We start from the raw sequence: 21,216 nt of genomic DNA on the forward strand, positions 1-21,216 counted from the left end.
GTGCGACCATCAATGCTGACCTCCTCTCAGCCAGCATCTTGAATCATATTCGACATCAAAAGGGAATCCACGATTCAAACAAAATCTGAACCGCTCTAAAGCTGCTTGTCCTATTCCTTCGGCGCCTGACGGGCGCGGGAAAACAACAGCGTCTGCTTGTCATTGAGGTGCATCGGCTTCGGATCGCCATAGCCGGCTTTTTCGGCAACACGAATCGAGGCCGCATTGTCGGGCGAGATAAGGCAGACGCTGCGGTCAAATCGCGGTTGCTGGTCGAGCCAGGCGACGGCCGCCGCCAGAGCCTCCGTGGCAAAGCCCTTGCCATGCGCCCACGCGGCCAATGCCCAGCCGGCCTCCGGAATACCTCTGATCGGTGGTTCCATCACTCTGTGAAAGTCGGCAAAGCCGAGATCGCCGACATAGCGGCCGGAGGATTTCTCGCGGATTGCCCAATAGCCATGCCCGAGCAGCGGCCAGAGACCATGATAGGACAGCATCCGCATCCATGACTCCCTGGACGTGGAGACCACATTGCCGAAAATATGCCTCACAACCAGAGGATCGCTCCACATGCCCGCAAGCGGTTCGAAGTCATCGAGCGTATGTCCCGTCAGTATAAGCCGTTCGGTTTCCAGTCGCGGTGGGGAAAGTGTTACTTCCATAAGGCAGGACCTTTGATTTAGCTTTGGGCACTCTGCTGCAGGCGCTGCGCAAGCGCACCCAGATCGGGCAGGAACCAGACCTCACGGCCCCTGTTGGATTCGTACACGAAATCGCGCAGGGCGTTACTGTCCGCGATCCATCCGGAGATGTCGCCGACGATGACGAGCTGCGAGCGATAGTTGACGAATTTCTGGATGATCGCGCCGGCGATGCGGGTCGTGAGCCGGAAAAACTCCTCGCTCAGCCGTGATGTCGGAACGACCACCAGCTGGGCTTCAGCGTCCCATGCAGCGCTGATCCAGTCATTCACGTCCCTTTCGCTGGCGAGGAGCGGGCCGTTGTCATCGCCGATAACGACTTTTCGGCCGGAGAATTCTTTGACGGTGTACATGCTGGTTCGACTTTTGCTTGCTATTGAAATTAGGAGTTTTCGCCATCATTCCGCGTGAATGGTGAGGACAGCTATCATGTAGCGCATGGCGTTCCTAGGCCTACCAGATGCGATCCCTCGGCTTCGTCGAGGTTAGAAGCCAGTCGCCGGAGGGGCGTAGCACCGCGACCGGGACGCTACCTTCGGCCTTTCATAGCCAAAATGTGTATTTTGCACCTTTACAAGCTGGGTTGATCTCAATTAAGTGTATTATGCATATATATGGAGCGAACGCCATGCCATCCAGGATCCTCGTCATCATCGGCAGTGTCAGGCCGAACCGCATATGCCCTGCCGTCGCCGAATGGGTGACCTCGGTCGGGCGCGAGCTCCTGTCGGCCGAATTCGAGATCGTGGATTTGCGTGATTGGCCCCTGCCGATGGACGCCGAGCCCGGCATCCCGGCCATGGGTGATTATCGCACCGATCTCACCAGGGCCTGGAGCGAAAAGATCACAAGCGGCGATGCCTTCGTCTTCGTCAGCCCGCAATATAATTGGGGCTATCCGGCCATATTGAAGAACGCGCTCGATCATCTCTATCGGGAATGGGCAGGCAAGCCGGCGATGATCGTCACCTATGGCGGCCATGGCGGCGCCAAATGCGCAGCCCAGCTTCATGAAGTACTGACCGGATTGAAGATGAAGCCCACCGAAACCATGCCCGGCTTTACCCTGTCGCACAGCCGCATCGAAGCGAATGCCGGCGAAGTGGACCCGGCGACGGAATTTGCCGAGGGGCGACCGATGCTTGAACAGGCTTTTGGCGAGTTGGGCCGCCTCTGAACGCGCAATCCTCGCGGCGTCGATTTTCTCGATCGATCGATCAATGGAGCGTGACGGATTGGAGCCGCTCGCCTATTATATCGCATTGCAAAAAGCCGGCGTCCCCACGGAAATGCATCTATATGCACAAGGCAGCCACGCCTTCGGTCTTCGTCCCAAAAAGTTTCCCATCAGTCATTGGCCGGCGCTGGCGGAACGGTGGTTGCACACGATCGGCCTGCTCGATCCGCAAAAGCATAACTGATCGTCACGACAGTTCGGCGTGAGTGATCGCCGACCGGGAGGCGTCGGCTATTTTAAGAGATCCCGTTCGCCTTCAACCGCCAGCTTTACCTCGCGGTAATGTTCCGTCAGTTTCGCCAGATCGAAAGCCCGGTTGAGGCCGCTCGGATTGGGTAGGACCCAGATCGAGGCGCCGGCAAATGCCTCCGCTTGTCTGCCCCATCCGATATCGGCCCGCAGACTGATGGCCGCATAGGCCGCCTTGCCGAGAAATGCCAGATTTGCCGGCGCAAGCCGCCTGATTTTCTCTTCGAGCACGGGAGCGGCGGCAATGTAATCGCTCTTCTTCAGCTCGCTGGCGCTTTTCGTCGGGCGGGAGACTGCCGATGTCAGGCCGAGGCCATATTGCAGCATCTCGCGCTCTTCCTCCGCTCGCAGCAGGCGGGGAGTAAAGCCGGCAAGATGCAAGACCCGCCAGAAGCGGTTGCTGCGATTGGAAAAGTTATGCCCGTCGCGATGTGCGGTAAGCGCAGGATTCAATCCGCAGAAGATCACGGAAAGGTGCGGTGCCAAGATTTCGGCGAGCTCAGTCGCTGGTGCCGTGTCCTCTATCCCATTACTCAGCCCTTCGGCCGGAGCATCGTCTTGCATATTAAACGTCCGTGCGCGAGAGGAGGCGAAGGCTTTGCGGAAAGCCGCGTCCGTCATCCCTAACCGATAGATCGTGCCGCTTGTCGCGGACTTCGTTGATGAAGTAGCCCATGAAGCCTTATAAGCAAGCAATTGCGTTGGAAATAGACCCTGCCATTCACCGCGATCGGGATGGGTCCTAACGCTTTGTTTTAATGTGTTTTGGAACTAAAGGTCGTGCGAGACCGTTTATCTCTGACTTTGACACGACGCTGACGTCGTGCCCGGCCGGCTGGGTAAGCGGCGCTTTTGAGGAGTGTCTTAATATGAGGATTTCATCTGGATTTCGTTCGGTCGCGGTTGCCGCTATTGCTGCCGCGGGAATTGGCTTCGCCGGCGCCGCTCATGCCGATAGCGGCACGATCCGCTTTTCCGTCTACAAGGCGGCTTTCTTCGTCGGCGGCTCCGGAGGCGAGGGCACGCTCACCTTCCATGGTCGCAAATATCCCATCTCGATCGGCGGCATCTCGGGCGGCCTCGCCTTTGGCGCCTCCAAGACCTATTTCCAGGGCACAGTGCGCAACATTCGCCGCGCCCGGGATGTAGGCGGCGTCTACGGCGCTGCCGGCGGCGGCGGCGCGGTAGGCAAAGGCGCGCAGGTGATCGTCATGACAAATGACAAGGGCGCGAAACTCGAGCTCACGGGCCGGCAAGTTGGCTTGCAGGTCAACGCCGATATCAGCGGCCTGAGCATCACGGTGAAGTAAAAGCTGCCGCTTGATTGATGATTTTCCCGGCGGGCCTGATTGCCAAACGAAGTGATCAGGCCCTTTTTCGTGAAAGCCGCGAAGGAAGCGCCGTTATCCTTATTCCCACTCGATTGTTCCAAACCCAGCTAGGTCGTTGATCTATATTGGTTTTTCTGCCTATGACGCCGGAAGCCGACCCTCGGCAGTCAAAACCTTACGATGTTGATTTTAAAGAGAAAATCGTCGGCGAAAAATTTCTGCGATTTCGCCATCTATCGACGTCAATCGCCCGCTGAGCACCGATGTGGCGTTCCCCAGCACCGCTCGTGGCACCTCAAAAAGTACCGTCACTCGAGCCATATCATGCTTAATCACGCAGCGCCATGAAGCTGTGGCCGGCTGCTTTGCCAGCGATCGAATTCCAAGGCAACGGGATACTAGATTGCCCAGGAGCGACCGACCGAGACGACTACAGCGATCTTGGTGTTTCTCCGGGGACCTTGAATCATCCCCGGGCCGCTCATCATGCACTCGCGTTCAGGAGGTGGTCCGATACGGTTGAGATGAACGCACGGAGACGCTGAAGACGTCGTAGGTCCCGGTGATATCCCATCCAGATGTCTCGCGCCGGCGGCGGCATCGGCAGTTCCAGTCTGCGGATACCCGCGATCTGATCGCCGACCACGCGGGGCAGGACGGCGATCCCGACGCCTTGCCGACACATGCGCCCCTGGACGTTACGGTTGTTCGATCGCAGAACAGGTCTCGCGTTGGGGAAGCTCTCGATGAGCCAAGCGATATCGGGGAACTGCCCGGTCGACGTATCGTGGGTGATCAGCCGGAAACCGGTTCCGTCGCCATATTTGGGATCAGGCGACTCCTCGGCGAGGTAGACGCCGTACTCGAGCCTGAAGAGCCGCCGCTGAACGACATCGGCTGTGTTGAACGGAACGATACGAAAAGCGACGTCGGCCTCCCGCTGGGCAAGGTTGAACAGGCGCGTGCCGGTCAGGATTTCCACGTCGACATTGGGGTAGGCGTTGGAGAAATCCGCCAGGATCGGAGGCAGTACATAGGCCCCGAACCAGTCCGCTGATGAAACGCGCAGACTGCCTTTGAGATTTTGCTCCTGGCCCGCAAGCCGGCGCTCCATGGCCAGCGCGCCCTCTTCCATCTGCTCCGCCAGCGCGATGATCCCGTGGCCCTCTTCGGTCAGGACAAGACCGTCGGCGGTCCGCTGGAAGAGCGTGTGACCGATCGCCTGCTCAAGTGCGCGCAGTCGCCTGCCGACGGTCGGATGGCTTGTCTGAAGGGAACGCGCGGCGCCGCCGAGCGTGCCGGATCGCGCAACAGCAAGAAAGATTCTGACGTCACTCCATTCCATCTTAGCCCCCCACAAAACTGAACGCTGAGAATACATTTTTGTCACTTAAAGAACAAATCTAAGCACCTAGATTTCCACTATCGGTCCATCGGACCATCGCTCGTGTATCACCTCATGTCATTCGGAAGGATCGGCAAATGTCTCTTAAGTCTCTCTATCTCGGTGCTGCGGCTCTTGCAGTGGTGTTCGGCGCGCCCTCCGCTTTCGCGCAGCCGGCCCAAAATGTGATTTTGGTCCATGGCGCGTTGGTCGATGGCAGCGGCTGGAGGGGCGTTTATGAGCGTCTGGTCGCCAAGCGCTTGAAAGTCACGGTCGTTCAGGAGCCGAACACTTCGCTGGCGGATGACGTTCAGGCGGTTCACCGCGCTATCGAGCAGCAAAGTGGGCCGGTCGTCCTCGTCGGCCACAGCTATGGTGGTCAGATCATCACCGAAGCTGGGGTCGACCCGAAGGTTTCGGCACTTGTCTATGTCGCGGCCATCGTCCCGGATGTTGGCGAGGGCGTAGGCGATCTGTTTGAGAAGTGGCCGAGTCCGACCGCGGACGCGTTCAAGCCGACTTCTGACGGCTTCCTGCTGTTCGATCCCGCAAAGTTCCGGGCGGGATTCGCCGCTGACCTGTCCAAGGCCGAGACGGATTTCATGACTGACTCGCAGGTGCCCGTTTCGGCAAAGATCCTCGGAACCAAGACGCAGTACGCAGCCTGGAAGACCAAGCCGAGCTACGGCATCGTGGCCGGGCTGGACATGGCTGTCAGCGCCGAGGCAGAGCGGTCTATGTACAAGCGGGCAAGTGCGAAGGTCACCGAGGTGCCCGGTGCCAGCCATGCGGTTTATATCTCGCATCCGCGCGAAGTCGCCGACGTCATCGCCGAAGCAGCGAGCAAATGAAGCCGATGCTCTGATGGTCAGGCTCAGGGCTGCGGATGTTTCGTGACATGCGCCGAAGCCACCCCTGTGGCGGCATCGCGGCCGGCCAACTCATCGGCGCGGGTCTCGGTCTGACGATCGCCCGGCGGCCGGGTCCGACCCTGCGCCCAGCTCTCATCCGAACAACAGGAGATAGAACATGCAGATCGGATTTATCGGTCTCGGCAGTATGGGCTCGGCGATGGCCTTGAACCTAGTGAATGCAGGCCATGATGTTCGGGCCTGGAACCGTAGCAAGGTCGCCCAGGATAGTGTCCCCGGGGTGACGCTTGTCGAATTCGCGGCGGATGCATTCCAGGCCGACGCAGTCTTTACGATGCTGTCCGACGACGCTGCCATTCGCGAGGTGATCCTCGATGCCGGCCTGCTCGAAAGCGCGCAACCAGGGCTGACCCATGTTGTCACATCGACGATTTCGGTCGCCTTCGTACGAGAACTGGAGCTGCTGCACGACGAGGCTGGCCTTGGCTATGTGTCCGCACCGGTTCTCGGCCGACCCAACGTAGCGGCGAGCGGCCAGCTTAACATCCTGGCGGCCGGGAAGGCCGATGCAATTGCCGCGATCGAGCTGCTGCTCGCTCCCCTCGGCAAAAAGGTCTGGAAGTTGGGGGAGAACCCCGCTCGGGCGAATGCGGCGAAGCTTGCCTGCAACATGATGATCGCCATGGCCATCGAGGCGATGGCTGAGGGTGTCGTGCTGACCGAGAGCGTCGGCCTCGACCGTGCGGATTTCTTTGAACTCATCCTGGGCACCCTGTTCTCGGGCCGCGCCTATGAGAGCTACAGCGCGCAGATCACGGAACGATCATTCGAGCCCGGTTTCAAGGCCAAGCTCGCCCTCAAGGACATGCGCCTGGCGACCGAGGCCAGCAACGATATCGGACGCATGCTCCCGATGCTCGAAGCTGTCCGCGAGGGGCTCGGCAAAGCCGTCTCGGCGGGCCACGGCGAGAAAGACTGGTCGATCATGGCCGACATGACGGTTCGTGGCCGCAACAGCTTGGCGTCGTCTGAAAACAACTCGGAGAAAAAGTAATGAAAACTTGGCTCATCACAGGCTGCTCGAGCGGCTTCGGCCGGCGGCTCGCGCTCGCTGCGGCGCAGCGCGGCGATCGGGTCATCGCAACGGCCCGCAATGTCAACGCGATTGAGGAAATGGCTGAGCCTTTCGGCGGCCGCATGATCACTTTGCCACTCGACGTGACCGATACGGGGGCAGCTCAGGCAGCGGTCGCAAAGGCGGTCGAGACCTTTGGCGGGTTTGACGTACTCGTGAACAATGCCGGCTACGGACTGTTCGGCGCGATCGAGGAAGGCACGCCCGAGGAATATCGGCCGATGTTCGAGGTGAACGTCTTCGGTCTGGTCGAAACCACCAGAGCCGCTCTGCCTGTCCTGCGACGTTCGGGCGGCACGATCGTAAATATGTCGTCCGGCGCGGGCATCGCGGGCGGCGGCGGCGGAGGTTATTACAACGCCGCCAAATTCGCCGTGGAAGGGATTTCCGAAGCGCTGGCCGGCGAGCTGGAGCCGTTCGGCATCCGCGTGCTGATCGTCGAGCCTGGTCCGTTTCGCACCGATTTTCTTGGTCGTTCGATTACGATGGCGGCCAACGAGATACCGGAATACGCCGCGAGCTCGCGCAAGCGCTATCGCGAAACCAACAACGGCAGTCAGGCGGGTGATCCCGACAAGGCGATCGCGGTGATCCTGCAAGCAGTCGATGCCGATGACGCCCCGCTTCATCTGCCGCTCGGCCCGATCGCGCACGCGATCGCCGAGCGAAAGCTGGCTGCCTTCCGCAGCGATATCGATGCCTGGCGCGACATCACCATCGCCACCGATTTCAACCAGCCCTGAGCGCTGGCCGCGAACTCCGTTTGAACGCCAACATCTGACTGGAAAGTGATCATGATCGCAACTTTGAAGGGGTTTACCCAGCAGCTGGTGCCGGTGAATGGCATCAAGATCAACGCCGTCACGGGAGGCTCCGGTCCACCGATCCTTCTGCTTCACGGCTGGCCGGAAACGTGGTGGGAATGGCACCATGTGATCCCGCTGCTCGCCGAGCATTTCAGTGTTGTGGCCATGGATCTGCGCGGTGCGGGTTTTTCCGACTGCCCGCTTGACGGCTATGACAAGGCCACGATGGCGCATGACGCGCACGAGGTCATGGTTGCCCTGGGGCATGAACGCTACGCCGTGTGCGGCCATGACATAGGTGGAATGGTAGCGTTGCCGCTGGCCGCTATCTATCGAGAGGCTGTTACCCACCTGGCCGTCCTCGATGTTCCGCTTCCCGGCTGGACGCTATGGGAGGCGACGACTGCGAAGATCTGGCACTTCAGCTTCCATATGAACCGGGATCTACCGGAGCGCCTGATCCATGGCCGTGAATATGATTATGTTTCGGCCTTCATGGCTGAGCGGTTCTACGATCACAGCACCTTCAATCCGGCGGACATCGAGATCTACGCGAAAGCAATGGCTCTTCCTGGCCGCACGCGCGGCGGCATGGAATGGTATCGTACCCTCGCTGCCGACCATGCGGCCGCGCTCGAGTACAAGAAGCAACCGCTCGATATACCGGTGTTAGGTCTCGGCGGGGATCAGCGCTTCGGTGCGCATATGGTCCCGATGCTCAAGGAGTTCGCCAGCAATGTGACGGGCGGCTCGATTGCGCGGTGCAGCCACTATGTCGCTGACGAGCGGCCGGATGAGGTAGCGGCAGCTCTGATCGATTTCCTAAAGGCCAATTAAAATTCTGAACCGCCCCGTCCCGGTCGAATTACGACATCGCAGGCGAGTTGCGCCGGCACCTATCGCGTTCGATCGATTAAATAAGAAAGGAAAACTGTCATGACCGCACCCGTCATTCGCGGCGTCAATCATATCGGCATCACGGTACCCGACATCGAAGCAGCAAAATCGTTCCTGGTGGAAGCTTTCGGCGGCCAGGTGATCTACCAGTCCTTCGGACCGCAGGATCCACCGCGGCAGGGACCCGAATTCGAGCGGGCCACGGGTGCTTTCCCCGGAACGGTCGTGCACGCGCAGGCGATGGTCAAAATCGGAACCGGACCTGACATCGAGCTCTTTGAAATGCACGGCTCCGAACAAGCCCAGCCGGTTCGAGCGAGCGACTTCGGCATTACCCACTTCGGTGTCTACACCGACGATATCGACGCATCAGTAGAGCGCTTCGAAAAGGCTGGAGGCACGTCTCTTACCGCGCCGCGCGCTATTCCCTACGCAACCGAAAAAGGTCCTGGAAACAAGGTCTGCTATTGCCGCATGCCATGGGGCACGACGATTGAGTTTATCACCACGCCGGATCGCATGGCCTACCATGACCAGACGAACCTGCGCAGGTGGCAGGACGACGACTGAGTAGGGCGCGAAGAAAAGACCCGCATCGGTTAAGTCGCGGCGATGCCGCCGCTATCGGACGGTTCAACGAGTGCGCAGTCGCGATGGATCGACCGCGCCGGCGGTCCGCCCATCCGGGTGAGCCTGACCTTCGTCCGCGCGCGCTTGATACAACTCACTATGAATCCCTTACTCCCACTCAATTGTTTGAATCTAGTTAGCGGTTGATATAACTAGGTTTTTCATTCGTTTGCCGTGCAAAAAGCCGACCCACGGGCTGTCAAACCGCTGCAGTTTTGATTTCAAAGGGAAAAATAGCACGAACATTTTCTGTGCGGTTTCAGCATCTATCGAAGCCGATCGCCTTTCCGAACCCACTGATTGACCAAAGACGCCCCTCAGGAAGCGGAGGCCCCTTAGCGGCAGCGGCGGAATAGTCAGAGCCAGCGGCGAACCTCGGCCTTGTAGCGCCGGTAGTCATCGCCGAACTTCGCCTCGAGATAGCGCTCCTCGCGGGCGATCACCTGCGTCTGGATTGCGATCAGCACCAACGGGAGCAACGCCAAGGCGATCGGCGCGTCGAAGCCGATCGCGAGGCCCGCATAGATGAGCGCCATGCCGAGATACATGGGATTGCGGGTCCACCGATAAGGACCGTTCGTTGCGATGAGGGTCGTTGGCTGCGACGGCCGAACGTTGGTGCCCAGCCGCCGGAACACCCCCGCCGCCGCAAGCATCACCGCCGCGCCGGCAACGAACAGCGGCGCGCCCGTCGCGATCAGCAACCGCCAGTCGATGCCGACGGAGCGCAGGGTGACGAACCGCTCCGCCGCCAGCCCCAACAGCAGCGCTCCCAGATAGATGAAGGGCGGAGGGAAGCGCACACCCGCGCTGTCCGATTCGACGGCCATGTTCATCTCCAATCTGTGCTCTCAAGTCAGCATCGACTGCTGGGCGAAGATGCCCGCCATCGTGCCTTGCCATGATGCCGTGGTCACTGAGGGGATCATGGGGTTAGTGAGGTCGCCCGCGGCGTAGATGCCGGGCATGCTGGTTTCGCGGCGCTCATCAACCTTGAGGACGATGCCAAGGGGCGTAGCGGCCGTGGCGAGGCCCAGTGATTCATGCAGGCCGGCGGACGGCTTGTTGCGCGGATGCGCGAACAGAATGTCGACCGCGACATCACGGCCGGAATCGAGCTTGAGGGTGGGATTACGGCCGCCATGACGGGTGATTTCAGTGATCCGGCCATCGACGATAGGTGTGTTGCGACGCTCCAGATCGGCCCGGATATCGGGCGGAATGTCGTGACCATCGGCGAAGACCGTCAACCTGTCAGTCCAATCGTGGAATAGCCTGACCTGATTGAGCGACTGCGGTCCGGACCAGACGAGGCCCCAATGCTGGCCGGCGACTTCAAAGCCGTCGCAATAGGGACAGGGTACGATGGACTTGCCCCAGCCTTCGGCAAAGCCCGGAACATCAGGCATCTGGTCGATGACGCCATAACTCAGGATCAGGCGCCGCGCCTTAAGGGTTTCGCCGTCGGAAGTGAGGGCGGAGAAATCGTCGATGGCGCCGGAGACGCTTTCGGCCCGGGCATTGACCAGCTTGACCGTGGGATAGCGGGCCAGCTGCTGCCGCGCCTCGGCCAGGATGTCCAGTGGTGGCTTGTGATCGTGGCCGAGCAGACCATGCGAGTGGCCGGCGAAGCGGTTGCGCGGCAGGCCGGTATCGAGAACGGTGACCTCGCGGCGGGCACGGCCGAGCTGCAGCGCGCCGGCGAGACCGGCAAAGCTGCCGCCGATGATGATGACGTCATCCATGGTGATGGGCTCCGTGTTGCGGATGGAGAGGGGTGTACTGAGTCTGCCACGCAATATCGTCTAGCGACACGCATTCGATATCGCTTGGCGGCAAAGGGAAACCTGAGTTGGCGGACACGATGAAATCCACTCTTGGAATTTATGAAACTACGTAGTATCGTAATTCAAGAATAAAGATACTGTCAAGGACTGTAATTATCGTGCCCGACGAAAACATCCGCGTACGGCGTGGCCGGCCCGCCAATGAGGCGCTTGGCCAAACCATTGTCGACACCGCAGGCGAACTCTTTGCAGAACTGGGTTTTCAAGCGACGACCTTGGACAAGGTCGCCCAGCGAGCGAAGATATCCAAGCTCAGCATTTACAGGCACTTCGAGAACAAGGAGGCCCTGTTTGGCGCGGCCTTTGCGGCCCGCTGCCAGCAGTTAATCCCACAGGCGCTTTTTGAAGGCGTCGATGGCTCGGCCGAGGATCAGCTTATGGCGGTGGGATCATCGCTGCTTCGCACGCTGCTGCGCCCAGACGTCCGCAACGTCGAAGCCATGGTCATGGCCGATATGCCGAACCAAAAGTCGTTGAGCAAGGTCCATTACGAAGCCGGCCCCGCCCATATCGTCACCCAAATCGAGACCCTGTTACGTCAGTTGCACGCGAAGGCGGTCCTGAACGTGCCAGATCCTCTCCGGTCCGCCCGCTTGTTTGCCGCACTTTTCAAAGGCTCCGATCTTCTGATTATTGCACGCTTCGATGAGGCGGGAGCAGAGAACGATGACGAAATCGAATCCTATTGCCGGTCGGCCGTCGCCATGTTCATCGCCGCGCACGGTGGCAGCGACCATGCGGTGGCATAGCCTAGACGAGGCCGCGAGGAAGGGCGGAGAGCCCCCAATAACGCCCGCTTTTTTGGGAAGGTGTCATTCGAGCACAGCCCAAATGGATGAAACAGGCACGGCAGCGAAAATTGGCGCTTAGACTGCGCGATCACACCGTTCCCCCGTCACTCCCATTCGATCGTGCCGGGCGGCTTCGAGGTGACGTCGTAGACTACGCGGTTGATGCCGCGGACTTCGTTGATGATGCGGGTTGCGGCGCGGCCGAGGAATTCCATGTCGTAGTGATAGAAATCCGCCGTCATGCCGTCGACTGAGGTGACGGCGCGCAGTGCACAGACGAATTCGTAGGTGCGGCCGTCGCCCATGACGCCGACGGTCTGGACCGGCAGCAGCACGGCGAAGGCCTGCCAGATGGCATCGTAGAGGCCGGCCTTGCGGATTTCGTCGAGATAGATGGCATCGGCTTCGCGCAGGATTTCCAGCTTCTCGCGGGTAATGCCGCCTGGGCAGCGGATGGCGAGGCCAGGGCCCGGGAAGGGATGGCGACCGATGAAGCTGTCGGGCAGGCCGAGCTCCTTGCCGAGTGCGCGCACTTCGTCCTTGAAGAGTTCGCGTAGCGGCTCGACGAGCTGCATCTTCATGCGCTCCGGCAGGCCGCCGACATTGTGGTGCGACTTGATGGTGACCGAGGGACCGCCGGTGAAGGAAACGCTCTCGATCACGTCGGGATAGAGCGTGCCTTGGCCGAGGAAGTCGGCGCCGCCGAGCTTCTTGGCCTCATCCTCGAAGGTCTCGATAAAGAGGCGGCCGATGATCTTTCGCTTAGTTTCTGGGTCGGAAACACCCTCAAGCTCGCCAATGAAGCGGTCAGAAGCATCGACATGGATCAGATGCAGATTGTAGTGCTCACGGAACATGGCGACGACATTGGCCGCCTCGTCCTTGCGCATCAGGCCGTGGTCGACGAGAATGCAGGTCAGCTGGTCGCCGACCGCTTCGTGGATCAGCAGGGCGGCAACGGAGGAATCGACGCCGCCGGAGAGTGCACAGATGACGCGCTTGTCGCCGACCTGATCGCGGATCGCCTGCACCGCCTTGGCGCGATAGGCCGACATCGACCAGTCGCCCTTGATGCCGGCGATGTTATGGATGAAGTTGCCGATCAGCTTGGCGCCATCGGGCGTATGCACGACTTCCGGATGGAACTGCACGCCGTAATATTTGCGCTTCTCGTCGGCGATAAAGGCGTAAGGTGCGTTCGAGGACGTCGCGACCACTTCGAAACCTTCCGGCAGCGCGGTGACGCGGTCGCCGTGGCTCATCCATACCTGATGGCGCGAACCGTTCGACCACAGCCCTTCGAAGAGGGCGCAGTCCTTGTCGACTTCGAGGAAGGCGCGGCCGAATTCGCGATGGTGACCGCTCTCGACCTTGCCGCCGAGCTGCATGCACATGGTCTGCTGACCGTAGCAGATGCCGAAGACCGGAATGCCGCTGTCGAAGATGATCTGCGGCGCCCGCGGCGAACCTTCGTCCACGGTCGAGGCCGGGCTGCCTGACAGGATCACGGCTTTCGGCTGCAGCCGCTTGAAGCCGGCTTCGGCGGACTGGAAGGGAACGATTTCGCAGTAGACGCCTGCTTCGCGCACACGCCGCGCGATGAGCTGCGTCACCTGGCTGCCAAAATCGACGATGAGAACGGTATCTGGATGTGCTGTCTGGGTCATGGCGAGCCTTTAATGAAAAGCGCTTTCCCTGGCAATCGGGCAAATCACGCGAGAGCCGATTTTATTGTCCCGATTGTCCTTAATTCTCATCGTCTCCGGCCTTTTAGAACCAGAATACGCCGTCTTCCAGCGCCGTAAACAGCCCATCGACGGCGTAGGAGAGTTTGCGGTCGATCACATGCAGATACTCCGTCCAGTCGGAAATGTGCTGCAGATCGACCTTTCCGTCGGAAATGCCCCGCAGGCCGATCAGCGGCAGACCATAGGTCTGGCAGGCGCGCAGCACCGCGAAGGTTTCCATGTCGACCATGTCGGTGCCGATGCGCTCATAGGCCTCTGCGCCGGAGACGATATTGGCGCCGGTCGAAAGGCTGCCCTCGGCAATGGTCGGGATGCGCAGCGGCAGTTCGATCGTCGCCGGCAGATCGAGGAAAGGCGTGCGGCCCTTTTCGAAGCCAAGGGGCGAAGCATCCATATCGCGGTAGGAAACGGAGGTGACCTGGTAGACCTCCGTCTGTTCCAGTTTGGCAGAGCCGGCCGAGCCGAGCGACACCACGAGATCGGGAAGATCGCCCTGAGCTTCGAGCTGCGCGAAGGCGCGGGTGAGCGCGATGGCCGCCTCCACGGGGCCTACGCCCGTCATCAGCGGATCGATGCGCGAGCGCAGGAAGGGTCCATATTCGGCCTCGGCGGCCATGACGAACAGGATCGATTTGCCCGATACCCGCTTCAGTTCGAATTTCATCCGCTAATTCCCTCTCTGCCCCGGATGACCATCATCGTTCCGGTCATCGAGGCAATCAGCTTGGCCGGTCCGTCGCCGATGGCATAGCCGCGGCCGTCGGCGACGATGATCGTCGTGCCAGGCTTGGTGACGTCGCCACGAAACAGGAAGCGCTCGCCGCGCCCCGGCGACATCAGATTGACCTTGAATTCGATCGTGAGGATCGACGCGGAGGGATCGATGACACTGTAGGCGGCAAAGCCGCAGGCCGAATCCAGCGCGGCGGCAATGATGCCGGCGTGCAATATGCCATGTTGCTGCGTCAGCTTGATATCGAAGGGCAGCTCGATCTCGACCGTGCCGTGTTCGACGCGCGTCAGCTCTGCGCCGATCGTCGCCATGGCGGCTTGCCGTTCGAAGCTGGTCCTGATGCGGGTCCGAAAATCGCCGCTGGTCCCCGTCTCGTCTGCCCCTGTCATGCCGTCCCCTTTCGCGGGTGCGAAATTGGCACGGAGAGGCGGTTTGGACAAGGGTTATCCGGTGGAAAAGCGGAGGCGTCCCGGCCTGCACTCCCGACATCGAATTTCCACGATCGGATCGTCATGCTATCCGAAACGATGAAGCTTGTAGCGAGGGCGCAGATGACGACGATCCGGCAATCGGTGGCTGCCTATGAGACCTGGATGCGGGCGCAGCTCGGCGCCGATCTGGTGGAGGCGGGTCTGGCAAAGAAACACAAGCTGATGAAGGCCGACAGTTTCTCCTTCCTGCGCGGCACCTATTGGCGCTGGGCGGAAATCATCATCGACGTCTGCTCCGAGCTCAAGAGCGCGCCGCAATTGCTGGCGATCGGCGATACGCATCTGGAAAATTTCGGCACCTGGCGCGACGAGGAAGGCCGCCTCGTCTGGGGCGCCAATGATTTCGACGAGGCGGCCGTCATGCCCTATGCACTCGATCTCGTGCGCCTTGCCACAAGTGCCATGTTGGCGCGCAGCGAGGACGGCCCGACGCCGCGCATTGTTGCCGACAGCATCCTTGCCGGCTATCGCCGCGGCCTGCGCGAGCCGTCTCCCGTCATTCTTGAGCGCGATTACAAATGGCTGCGCAATGCCGTCTTGCTGCCGAACGCCGAGCGCAAGGCCTTTTGGGAGAAATACCGCAACCTGCCACCGGCAACCGCACCCGATCGTTATCTCAAGGCCTTGCACAACGCCCTGCCGGATCCGGCAGTAGTTTTCGAGCCGAAGCCGCGTCTCGCCGGCACAGGCAGCCTCGGCCGCCCGCGCTTCGTCGCCTATGTCGATTGGCGCGGCGGCCCGGTATTGCGCGAGGTCAAGGCTTTGCTGCAATCCGGCTGGTCGCTGAAGCACGATCCGTCGAACAAGACGATCCGCACCGGCACCATCGCTGGCGGACGGGCGCGTTCATCCGATCCGCGCTATCAGGTGAGTGGAGGCTTGTTGGTACGCCGCCTGTCGCCCAACAGCCGCAAGATCGAGGTCGACGGCGATGCCGAGGTGCTGCTGTCGCCTGATATGCTGGATCTGATGGGTTTTGAAATCGCCAATTGCCACGCCAACGATGCCTCGCTCGTTCCCGGTATTCTGGCCGATCTCGATGCGCGCAATGCCGATTGGCTGCGTGTGGCCGCCAAGGCGGCCGCCGCAGCGGTCACGGCGGAGCAGGTGGAATTTGCGAGAAGAGGCTAAGGCCAGCGAACCGGTCAATGCCCTGCAGCTTCCAGGATCAAATGGGCGATCGTATCGGGATGCGAGATCAGCGAGAGATGGCTGGCCTTCACTTCGATGGTTTTGGCACCCATGCGCTTGGCCATGAAGCGCTCCAGATCCGGATTGATCGTCCTGTCTTCGGTGGAGACCGCATACCAGCTGGGCTTGCTGCGCCAGGCGGCCTGCGTGGTCTTGCCGGATAGGAGCGCCTTCTGGAAGGGTTGCTGCACGGCATAGAGCACCTCGGCCTTCACTTTGGGCAGGTCGCCGGCGAAATCGCGCAGGAACGCTTCCTCGGTCAGCCGTCCTTCGTCGCCATCGAAGACGATGCCGGCCGATGCCGGCGGTGTCGGATATGTCTTGGCGAGCGCCGTATAGTCTTCGCCGGCATCCGGTGCGCGGGCGGCGACATAGACGAGCGCGGAAACCTTCGGATGCACGCCGGCTTCGGTGACGATCATGCCGGAAAAGGAATGGCCGACGAGGACAGTCGGGCCGTCCTGACGATCGAGAACCCGCTGCGCGGCCTCCACCGCTTCCGGAAGTGTCGTCAACGGATTTTGTACCGCCGTGCAGTTCAGCCCCTTGGTCTGCAGCCGGGCGATAACCTCAGTCCAGCAGGAGCCGTCTGCAAAAAGTCCATGGGCCAGGACGACGTTGCGAGCCTTCAATGGCGCAGACTTGACCGCTCCGGAGGCGGGTGTCGGAGTGCTGGCAGCCATGCCGCGCGTGGAAATGAGGGAGGCAGCGGCGCCGGCGATAACGGCGGTCGAGAAATTCCTTCTGGTCATCATCATGATCGTGATCCTTATGGTGTTGAGGATAAATGGGCACCAGAAAGCCGTCCGCGCCGAATGTCGGAACGGCAAAGCTTCTGAAATTCTGTATGTCTCGCAGCGGCATACGATCGAGCGCGCGGATCATATGCCCGATCCTGTATTCCGGTTCAGCTTCGAGCTTGCTTTATGTATGCAAAGCGTGAGGCTGTTGATCGCTTTTGTATTTTAAATGGCGTCTATGGTCAATAATTGGGTGCATAACGGTTGCGTGATTGGTTATATGTATGCAGAAGCGATGAGAGGAGATGCTTCTGCATACGGCCCAGGTTGATCTCGGGGAACTCTGGCGGATGGGCTGCGTGACGCGGTTGAGAGCCGCTGTCCGGACGTATTCACAACCCAAAGCCATCATCCAGGCTATCGGGGAAGGGGATGGAAAGGATGTCACGGCGCATGCGGGCACCTATGCTGAATGCCCCGACGGCATTGCGGCGCTTTATCCAAGTCAGCTGCGGCGCAGCCAAAGTCCGCATCAGCCGCGGGCGATCCGCACGATGTGTTGATCCCAGGCGACGTCGCTGTGCTCGTTCAGGAAATCTCCGTCATAGGAAGAAACGGCGAACCCGCGAGGAGCCGGCGCGATGCCCGCCGCATCGGGGATGCTCTCCACCTTCAGCACCTCGCCGGTCCTCGCATCCAGCGTCACCGAGGTCCCTTCAACCGGTGATGTGACACCTACGAGGTTTTCGGCGCGATTGACGGCGATAGCGCCGACGTAATTGCCAAGCGCCCGGGTCGTATCGTCGGGCAGGGTGACGAAGGTCAGATCCTCCCCCCTCGCGAAATGGCCGACAAGCGGCGGCAGGTCGTTGCGATGCCCTTCGTATTGGCAGGCGAACCAGACCCGGCCGCTGGCATCGATATCGACATGGCGGGTCGAGACCTGCGCGTATTGCGACGGAAGCGTGTGCTTTTCGATCAGCCGGCCGCTGGCGGCGTCGATCAGCGTCAGCGACGGTTCCATATGGTCGAGGTTGAGCTTGGTGCGGCCGAAATCCGGATGCGTCTCGATGCCGCCATTGGCGACGATCAGGAATCTGCCGTCGTCTGAAACCGTCATGTCGTGTGGGCCGACGCCGTAGGTCTCGTATTCGCCGATGCGCGCAAAGTGGTTGCCGGCATCATAGAGCCCGATGATACCGCGATTATTGTCGAAATCGTTCTCGCTGGCATAGAGCAGCCTGCCATCGGGCGAAAACGTGCCGTGGCCGTAGAAATGCCGGCCTTCTTTAGCGGAAATGACGATCGGCTCGGCCTTGTTCCAGGGATCGAAGATCATCGCGTAGGTGCCGGGCCGGCGGGCGAAGGCGACGGTCTTGCCGGTCGCCTTGGAAAAAGCCATGCCGTGGGCGCGGGCAGGCAGCGCCACCTGATCGATGATGCGGCCGTGTTCGGTCACCGTCGCCACGGCGAAGGAGCCGTCCGCAGCGCGGATGCCGGAGGCGTAGACCGCATCGGCCCGCTCCAGCGCTATCAGCGCGCTAGGCTTCAGGGCCGCAAGGAAGGTCAGCCCCGCGGCTTTGACAAAAGCTCTCCGATCGATCAGGCCGCTGCGCATCATGTTCTAGTCTCCGTCGGCGAAGGAGAAGCCGGCTGAAAGGCCGATGGCACCGCCATACGCGTCGCTGAAGCCGGTGGCGAGATCGCGGCTGACGGCGAGCAACTTGTCGATCTTGGCGCGCTCCGCATCATTGCCGATTGCTGCCTCGATATCCGGGTTGATTGATGACGTTGTCGCCGCAAGCTCGTTCAGCAGGCCGTCGATCTTGGTGGCGACAGCGCGCTTGTCAGCCGGCAGCAGCTTCGCCATGTCGGCTTTTTCCCAGAGCGTCTTCAGGCCCTCGATATTGCCCGTGAACGAGGTCCACGTATTGGCCGAACGCCAGTAGATCGCCATCTTCGGCCGCGCCGTTGCCGGATCGCCCTTATAGAAGGTTTCCAGCCGCTGGTCGCGGACATTGGCCGCGCCATGCACGAGAATTCCGAGCAGCGCCGTTACGGCCTCCTTGTTATCCATGAAATCGTCGCTGGTCTTGCCGGGGAATTTCCAGGATTTCTGCACGCCATCTGGCGCATCCCACTCGTCGGCGATTTCCTTGGCCGTATTTTCGATATTGCCGGCAACCGCCGCGCCATAGCGGCAGCGGAAGCTCTGCTTGTCCTTGCCGAGAACGTCGGAGCCGTTGCCGAAGAGCACATATTCCAGCGCCGTCATGCTCATGAGCGCCACGCTCTTGCCGGCGACGGCCTCGACAGTCGTGTCCTGCTCATCCGCCTTGGCGATCAGCGCCTGCACCTGTTTGAGGCCTACGCCCTTGCGGTCGGGATAGAACAGGATGTGCTCGAAGCGGTTCTTTTCGATGATCGGGCCGGTATCGACGATCTCGATGCGCGACCAGCTCTTCACGGTGTCGCCGAAAGCCGATTTGGCGCCGGAAAGGGTGGCGTCCGTGGGATCGGCGCAAAGCGCCTTCATCGCGACAGTCAGTTTGGAGGCGGAGTCGTGCATGGCACGGTAGCCGGGGCGGATCACTTCATCGACGGCCTTCTGCAGCACGGCCGGCACCGCCGCCTCGTTCAGGCCGGCGCCATTGGTACCGACATCCTCGGCATGAGCAGGCAAGGCGGCAACGGTGAGAAGAAGGCTGGCGGCCAGAGCAATTCCAGCAAAAGTGCGCAGCGGTTTTGCGTCTGGAATTGCGTGAAAACAATGGGACGGAGCATTTGCGTGACTCTGTTTAGAGCGGAAATGCTCTGGACGTTTCCAGTGGCGCATTAAAGGGACTCCAGAAAGTTGATGAGGGCTTGCCGATCGTTCTTCGAAAGACCGGCGAATGCGTTGCGGGCTTTTTCGGCCTCTCCTCCATGCCAAAGGATGGCTTCGGTCAATGTGCGGGCGCGGCCGTCATGCAGATAGGCCTGCCGGCCGCTCACCGTCTGTGTCAGGCCTATACCCCAGAGCGGCGGCGTGCGCCAATCGCGGCCGGATGCCACGCCCACCCGCTGTCCATCCGACAGGCCTTCGCCCATGTCGTGCAGCAGGAAGTCGGAATAGGGCCAGATCAGCTGGAACGCCTGCGGCGAATCCTTGCCGTTGCTGCTTTTCAGGCCGTCGCGTGTCACGAATTTCGGCGTGTGGCAGGCCGCACAGCCGGAGCGGTAGAACATGTCCTTGCCATGCAGCACTGCGGGCTGGCTCGTCATGCGGCGGGCCGGCACGGCAAGATTTTCAGAATAGAAGGTAACCAGGGGGAGCACCGGGTCCGGCGCTTCCGTGTCGCCCAGGCGCTTCTGCACGCCGGTCGGCATGATCAGACATTGCGGTTCCTTGGCGGTGCAGTCGCCGTACGGGTTCGGTCGGTCCGGTGTCGAAATGCCGATATCGGCTGAAAAGGCGTCGGCCACCTGGTCGCGCACGGTCGCATTCTGGGCCTTCCAGCCGAAGCGCCCGAGCGCGAGCTGACCGGTGCGGTGATCGCGGACGATGGCGGGGCGGCCGCGAATACCAGTGCCCTTCTTATCGTCCGGATCGGCATTGGCGAGAATATCGGCATCAGGAATGGCCTCGATCAGGCCGAGACCAATCATCGGCGGCGCTATGCGCGGCGAAAGTGTGGTATTGGCGTCCATCGGCCCGTAGGCGAGATCGCCGATACCGTAATGCGGTTTGCGCAAGGTCGCCGTTTCCCCGCCGCCAAGTGTCACCGTCTCCTCGCTATAGCTGAGGGTTACCTTGCCTTCGGCGGCGAGGCCGGGAACGGCAAGATCCTGCAGCTGCGCTCCATAGGTCGAATCCGGGAAATTGAGCGCGTGAAAGTCCTTGACGACCTGCTCCTCCTCCGGGGTTACGGCGGGCCGTGCAAGGCGCAAGACCATTGAGGTCGCGGCAGCTCCCGCTTCTTCAGGCGGATGACCCCGTCCATCGCGGATATGGCAGCTCTGGCAGGAGCGGGCGTTGAACAGCGGCCCCAGTCCATCGGAGGCCTGGGTGGAGGAGGGAGCGGAGACCCAAAGCTTGCGAAAGAGCGCGTTGCCGAGATGAAAGTCCTGGCCCTGTTCCTGGTCTAGCTTGGCCGAAGGCTGGGAGAAAATATCGCGCGTGACCTTGTCGATCGAGGTCAGACCGCCGCCCTGCATCGTTTCATAGGGTTCGGCCTTGAGGAAGTTGCTGGTTGCGCGGGTCACGTCGCGCACGCGCTTCAGCTCTTCGCCCGGGAGATCGCTGCGCGTGGTCGGAAAATCGAGAATATCGGCGGCTGCCAGCGTGATGGAAAAAACCAACATACCCGCGGCGATGGCGGGCAAAAGGGCGCGATTGGCCGGTAAACCTGTCATGGGTATTGAGGCGGCAACGTCTTGTCGCGCTGCCGCCA

23 protein-coding genes are annotated in these 21,216 nt (G+C 60.9%); 10 read left to right on the forward strand and 13 right to left on the reverse strand.

Translation table 11 applies throughout. The features are described 5' to 3' along the window. Positions 1 to 110 precede the first annotated feature (110 nt). Together PH562_RS20905 and PH562_RS20910 are read right to left on the reverse strand one after the other, a co-directional pair. Entirely contained in the window at positions 111 to 662 is a 552-nt protein-coding gene (locus tag PH562_RS20905; RefSeq protein ID WP_285175456.1) for a GNAT family N-acetyltransferase, read from the reverse strand. Positions 663 to 679: 17 nt separating this feature from the next. After that, positions 680 to 1,054, reverse strand: coding sequence for a DUF4180 domain-containing protein (locus PH562_RS20910; protein WP_285175457.1), 375 nt, complete (start codon positions 1,052 to 1,054; stop codon positions 680 to 682). 275 nt (positions 1,055 to 1,329) lie between these two features. On the opposite strand from PH562_RS20910, the gene PH562_RS20915 reads away from it, so the two are divergent. Beyond that, positions 1,330 to 1,878 carry an NADPH-dependent FMN reductase gene (locus PH562_RS20915; RefSeq protein WP_285175458.1) on the forward strand — a complete coding sequence of 183 codons (549 nt, stop codon included), beginning with the start codon at positions 1,330 to 1,332 and terminating at the stop codon, positions 1,876 to 1,878. Between the two features lie 58 nt (positions 1,879 to 1,936). Next, positions 1,937 to 2,122 (forward strand): alpha/beta hydrolase family protein, encoded by a 186-nt coding sequence (locus tag PH562_RS20920; protein ID WP_285175459.1) that lies wholly within the window; start codon positions 1,937 to 1,939, stop codon positions 2,120 to 2,122. Positions 2,123 to 2,169: 47 nt separating this feature from the next. Here the strand turns inward: PH562_RS20920 and mug are convergent, their stop codons facing one another. After that, on the reverse strand, positions 2,170 to 2,751 hold the full coding sequence (gene mug, locus PH562_RS20925) for a G/U mismatch-specific DNA glycosylase (RefSeq protein ID WP_285175460.1): 582 nt from the start codon (positions 2,749 to 2,751) through the stop codon (positions 2,170 to 2,172). Between the two features lie 305 nt (positions 2,752 to 3,056). On the opposite strand from mug, the gene PH562_RS20930 reads away from it, so the two are divergent. Continuing rightward, positions 3,057 to 3,497, forward strand: a complete 441-nt coding sequence (locus PH562_RS20930) for a lipid-binding SYLF domain-containing protein (protein ID WP_095433713.1) — start codon at positions 3,057 to 3,059, stop codon at positions 3,495 to 3,497. A 505-nt stretch (positions 3,498 to 4,002) separates the two neighbouring features. On the opposite strand, the gene PH562_RS20935 is transcribed toward PH562_RS20930, so the two are convergent. Continuing rightward, entirely contained in the window at positions 4,003 to 4,863 is an 861-nt protein-coding gene (locus PH562_RS20935) for a LysR family transcriptional regulator (protein ID WP_285175461.1), read from the reverse strand. Positions 4,864 to 5,000: 137 nt separating this feature from the next. On the opposite strand from PH562_RS20935, the gene PH562_RS20940 reads away from it, so the two are divergent. The 5 genes from PH562_RS20940 to PH562_RS20960 all read left to right on the forward strand — a co-directional run bounded on the left by PH562_RS20940 (position 5,001) and on the right by PH562_RS20960 (position 9,182). Continuing rightward, positions 5,001 to 5,753 carry an alpha/beta fold hydrolase gene (locus tag PH562_RS20940; protein ID WP_285175462.1) on the forward strand — a complete coding sequence of 251 codons (753 nt, stop codon included), beginning with the start codon at positions 5,001 to 5,003 and terminating at the stop codon, positions 5,751 to 5,753. 178 nt (positions 5,754 to 5,931) lie between these two features. Next, the gene (locus tag PH562_RS20945) at positions 5,932 to 6,828 is read left to right on the forward strand and encodes an NAD(P)-dependent oxidoreductase (RefSeq protein ID WP_285175463.1); all 897 of its coding nucleotides are present in this window, start codon (positions 5,932 to 5,934) and stop codon (positions 6,826 to 6,828) included. Continuing rightward, positions 6,828 to 7,652, forward strand: a complete 825-nt coding sequence (locus PH562_RS20950) for an oxidoreductase (protein WP_285175464.1) — start codon at positions 6,828 to 6,830, stop codon at positions 7,650 to 7,652. Before PH562_RS20945 ends, PH562_RS20950 begins: the two co-directional genes overlap by 1 nt. A gap of 51 nt (positions 7,653 to 7,703) precedes the next feature. Next, a complete protein-coding gene (locus tag PH562_RS20955) occupies positions 7,704 to 8,552 on the forward strand; it encodes an alpha/beta fold hydrolase (RefSeq protein WP_285175465.1) in 849 nt (282 codons plus the stop codon). Between the two features lie 99 nt (positions 8,553 to 8,651). After that, on the forward strand, positions 8,652 to 9,182 hold the full coding sequence (locus PH562_RS20960) for a VOC family protein (protein ID WP_285175466.1): 531 nt from the start codon (positions 8,652 to 8,654) through the stop codon (positions 9,180 to 9,182). A gap of 416 nt (positions 9,183 to 9,598) precedes the next feature. Here the strand turns inward: PH562_RS20960 and PH562_RS20965 are convergent, their stop codons facing one another. Together PH562_RS20965 and PH562_RS20970 are read right to left on the reverse strand one after the other, a co-directional pair. Next, positions 9,599 to 10,072, reverse strand: a complete 474-nt coding sequence (locus PH562_RS20965; RefSeq protein WP_285175467.1) for a methyltransferase family protein — start codon at positions 10,070 to 10,072, stop codon at positions 9,599 to 9,601. 21 nt (positions 10,073 to 10,093) lie between these two features. After that, the gene (locus PH562_RS20970) at positions 10,094 to 10,987 is read right to left on the reverse strand and encodes an NAD(P)/FAD-dependent oxidoreductase (RefSeq protein ID WP_285175468.1); all 894 of its coding nucleotides are present in this window, start codon (positions 10,985 to 10,987) and stop codon (positions 10,094 to 10,096) included. Between the two features lie 200 nt (positions 10,988 to 11,187). Here PH562_RS20970 and PH562_RS20975 point away from each other — a divergent pair, with 200 nt between their 5' ends. Beyond that, the gene (locus tag PH562_RS20975) at positions 11,188 to 11,838 is read left to right on the forward strand and encodes a TetR/AcrR family transcriptional regulator (protein ID WP_285175469.1); all 651 of its coding nucleotides are present in this window, start codon (positions 11,188 to 11,190) and stop codon (positions 11,836 to 11,838) included. Between the two features lie 146 nt (positions 11,839 to 11,984). On the opposite strand, the gene guaA is transcribed toward PH562_RS20975, so the two are convergent. From guaA to PH562_RS20990, 3 genes are all read right to left on the reverse strand, one after another. After that, positions 11,985 to 13,547 carry a glutamine-hydrolyzing GMP synthase gene (gene guaA / locus PH562_RS20980; RefSeq protein ID WP_113233745.1) on the reverse strand — a complete coding sequence of 521 codons (1,563 nt, stop codon included), beginning with the start codon at positions 13,545 to 13,547 and terminating at the stop codon, positions 11,985 to 11,987. A 103-nt stretch (positions 13,548 to 13,650) separates the two neighbouring features. Next, positions 13,651 to 14,292: a 5'-methylthioadenosine/S-adenosylhomocysteine nucleosidase gene (locus PH562_RS20985; protein ID WP_015338522.1), complete on the reverse strand. Its 642-nt coding sequence runs from the start codon at positions 14,290 to 14,292 to the stop codon at positions 13,651 to 13,653. Then, on the reverse strand, positions 14,289 to 14,750 hold the full coding sequence (locus tag PH562_RS20990) for a PaaI family thioesterase (protein ID WP_113233747.1): 462 nt from the start codon (positions 14,748 to 14,750) through the stop codon (positions 14,289 to 14,291). Before PH562_RS20990 ends, PH562_RS20985 begins: the two co-directional genes overlap by 4 nt. 162 nt (positions 14,751 to 14,912) lie before the next feature. Between PH562_RS20990 and PH562_RS20995 the strand changes: the two genes are divergently transcribed. Further along, on the forward strand, positions 14,913 to 15,983 hold the full coding sequence (locus PH562_RS20995; RefSeq protein ID WP_285175470.1) for a DUF2252 family protein: 1,071 nt from the start codon (positions 14,913 to 14,915) through the stop codon (positions 15,981 to 15,983). A gap of 14 nt (positions 15,984 to 15,997) precedes the next feature. Here the strand turns inward: PH562_RS20995 and PH562_RS21000 are convergent, their stop codons facing one another. The 4 genes from PH562_RS21000 to PH562_RS21015 all read right to left on the reverse strand — a co-directional run bounded on the left by PH562_RS21000 (position 15,998) and on the right by PH562_RS21015 (position 21,178). Then, complete coding sequence (locus PH562_RS21000) at positions 15,998 to 16,801, reverse strand: alpha/beta fold hydrolase (protein ID WP_285175471.1); 804 nt, start codon at positions 16,799 to 16,801, stop codon at positions 15,998 to 16,000. Positions 16,802 to 17,315: 514 nt separating this feature from the next. Further along, positions 17,316 to 18,404, reverse strand: coding sequence for a DUF1513 domain-containing protein (locus tag PH562_RS21005; protein ID WP_285175472.1), 1,089 nt, complete (start codon positions 18,402 to 18,404; stop codon positions 17,316 to 17,318). Positions 18,405 to 18,407: 3 nt separating this feature from the next. Next, positions 18,408 to 19,619 carry an imelysin family protein gene (locus tag PH562_RS21010; RefSeq protein ID WP_285175473.1) on the reverse strand — a complete coding sequence of 404 codons (1,212 nt, stop codon included), beginning with the start codon at positions 19,617 to 19,619 and terminating at the stop codon, positions 18,408 to 18,410. Next, on the reverse strand, positions 19,619 to 21,178 hold the full coding sequence (locus PH562_RS21015; protein ID WP_285175474.1) for a di-heme oxidoreductase family protein: 1,560 nt from the start codon (positions 21,176 to 21,178) through the stop codon (positions 19,619 to 19,621). The genes PH562_RS21010 and PH562_RS21015 overlap by 1 nt, the downstream gene beginning before the upstream one ends. Positions 21,179 to 21,216 lie beyond the last annotated feature (38 nt).

This window comes from Rhizobium centroccidentale, assembly GCF_030182565.1.
Lineage (GTDB): Bacteria > Pseudomonadota > Alphaproteobacteria > Rhizobiales > Rhizobiaceae > Rhizobium.

Bases quoted from the DNA above. Each gene is read 5' to 3' on its own strand.
- PH562_RS20965 (WP_285175467.1), bottom strand. From the start codon at position 10,072: ATGGCCGTCGAATCGGACAGCGCGGGTGTGCGCTTCCCTCCGCCCTTC.
- PH562_RS20950 (WP_285175464.1), top strand. From the start codon at position 6,828: ATGAAAACTTGGCTCATCACAGGCTGCTCGAGCGGCTTCGGCCGGCGG.
- PH562_RS21015 (WP_285175474.1), bottom strand. From the start codon at position 21,178: ATGACAGGTTTACCGGCCAATCGCGCCCTTTTGCCCGCCATCGCCGCG.
- PH562_RS20995 (WP_285175470.1), top strand. From the start codon at position 14,913: ATGACGACGATCCGGCAATCGGTGGCTGCCTATGAGACCTGGATGCGG.
- PH562_RS20930 (WP_095433713.1), top strand. From the start codon at position 3,057: ATGAGGATTTCATCTGGATTTCGTTCGGTCGCGGTTGCCGCTATTGCT.
- PH562_RS21005 (WP_285175472.1), bottom strand. From the start codon at position 18,404: ATGATGCGCAGCGGCCTGATCGATCGGAGAGCTTTTGTCAAAGCCGCG.
- PH562_RS21010 (WP_285175473.1), bottom strand. From the start codon at position 19,619: ATGCGCCACTGGAAACGTCCAGAGCATTTCCGCTCTAAACAGAGTCAC.
- PH562_RS20935 (WP_285175461.1), bottom strand. From the start codon at position 4,863: ATGGAATGGAGTGACGTCAGAATCTTTCTTGCTGTTGCGCGATCCGGC.
- PH562_RS20945 (WP_285175463.1), top strand. From the start codon at position 5,932: ATGCAGATCGGATTTATCGGTCTCGGCAGTATGGGCTCGGCGATGGCC.
- PH562_RS20915 (WP_285175458.1), top strand. From the start codon at position 1,330: ATGCCATCCAGGATCCTCGTCATCATCGGCAGTGTCAGGCCGAACCGC.
- PH562_RS20955 (WP_285175465.1), top strand. From the start codon at position 7,704: ATGATCGCAACTTTGAAGGGGTTTACCCAGCAGCTGGTGCCGGTGAAT.
- PH562_RS20960 (WP_285175466.1), top strand. From the start codon at position 8,652: ATGACCGCACCCGTCATTCGCGGCGTCAATCATATCGGCATCACGGTA.
- PH562_RS20905 (WP_285175456.1), bottom strand. From the start codon at position 662: ATGGAAGTAACACTTTCCCCACCGCGACTGGAAACCGAACGGCTTATA.
- PH562_RS20910 (WP_285175457.1), bottom strand. From the start codon at position 1,054: ATGTACACCGTCAAAGAATTCTCCGGCCGAAAAGTCGTTATCGGCGAT.
- PH562_RS20970 (WP_285175468.1), bottom strand. From the start codon at position 10,987: ATGGATGACGTCATCATCATCGGCGGCAGCTTTGCCGGTCTCGCCGGC.
- guaA (WP_113233745.1), bottom strand. From the start codon at position 13,547: ATGACCCAGACAGCACATCCAGATACCGTTCTCATCGTCGATTTTGGC.
- PH562_RS20990 (WP_113233747.1), bottom strand. From the start codon at position 14,750: ATGACAGGGGCAGACGAGACGGGGACCAGCGGCGATTTTCGGACCCGC.
- mug (WP_285175460.1), bottom strand. From the start codon at position 2,751: ATGCAAGACGATGCTCCGGCCGAAGGGCTGAGTAATGGGATAGAGGAC.
- PH562_RS21000 (WP_285175471.1), bottom strand. From the start codon at position 16,801: ATGATGATGACCAGAAGGAATTTCTCGACCGCCGTTATCGCCGGCGCC.
- PH562_RS20940 (WP_285175462.1), top strand. From the start codon at position 5,001: ATGTCTCTTAAGTCTCTCTATCTCGGTGCTGCGGCTCTTGCAGTGGTG.
- PH562_RS20985 (WP_015338522.1), bottom strand. From the start codon at position 14,292: ATGAAATTCGAACTGAAGCGGGTATCGGGCAAATCGATCCTGTTCGTC.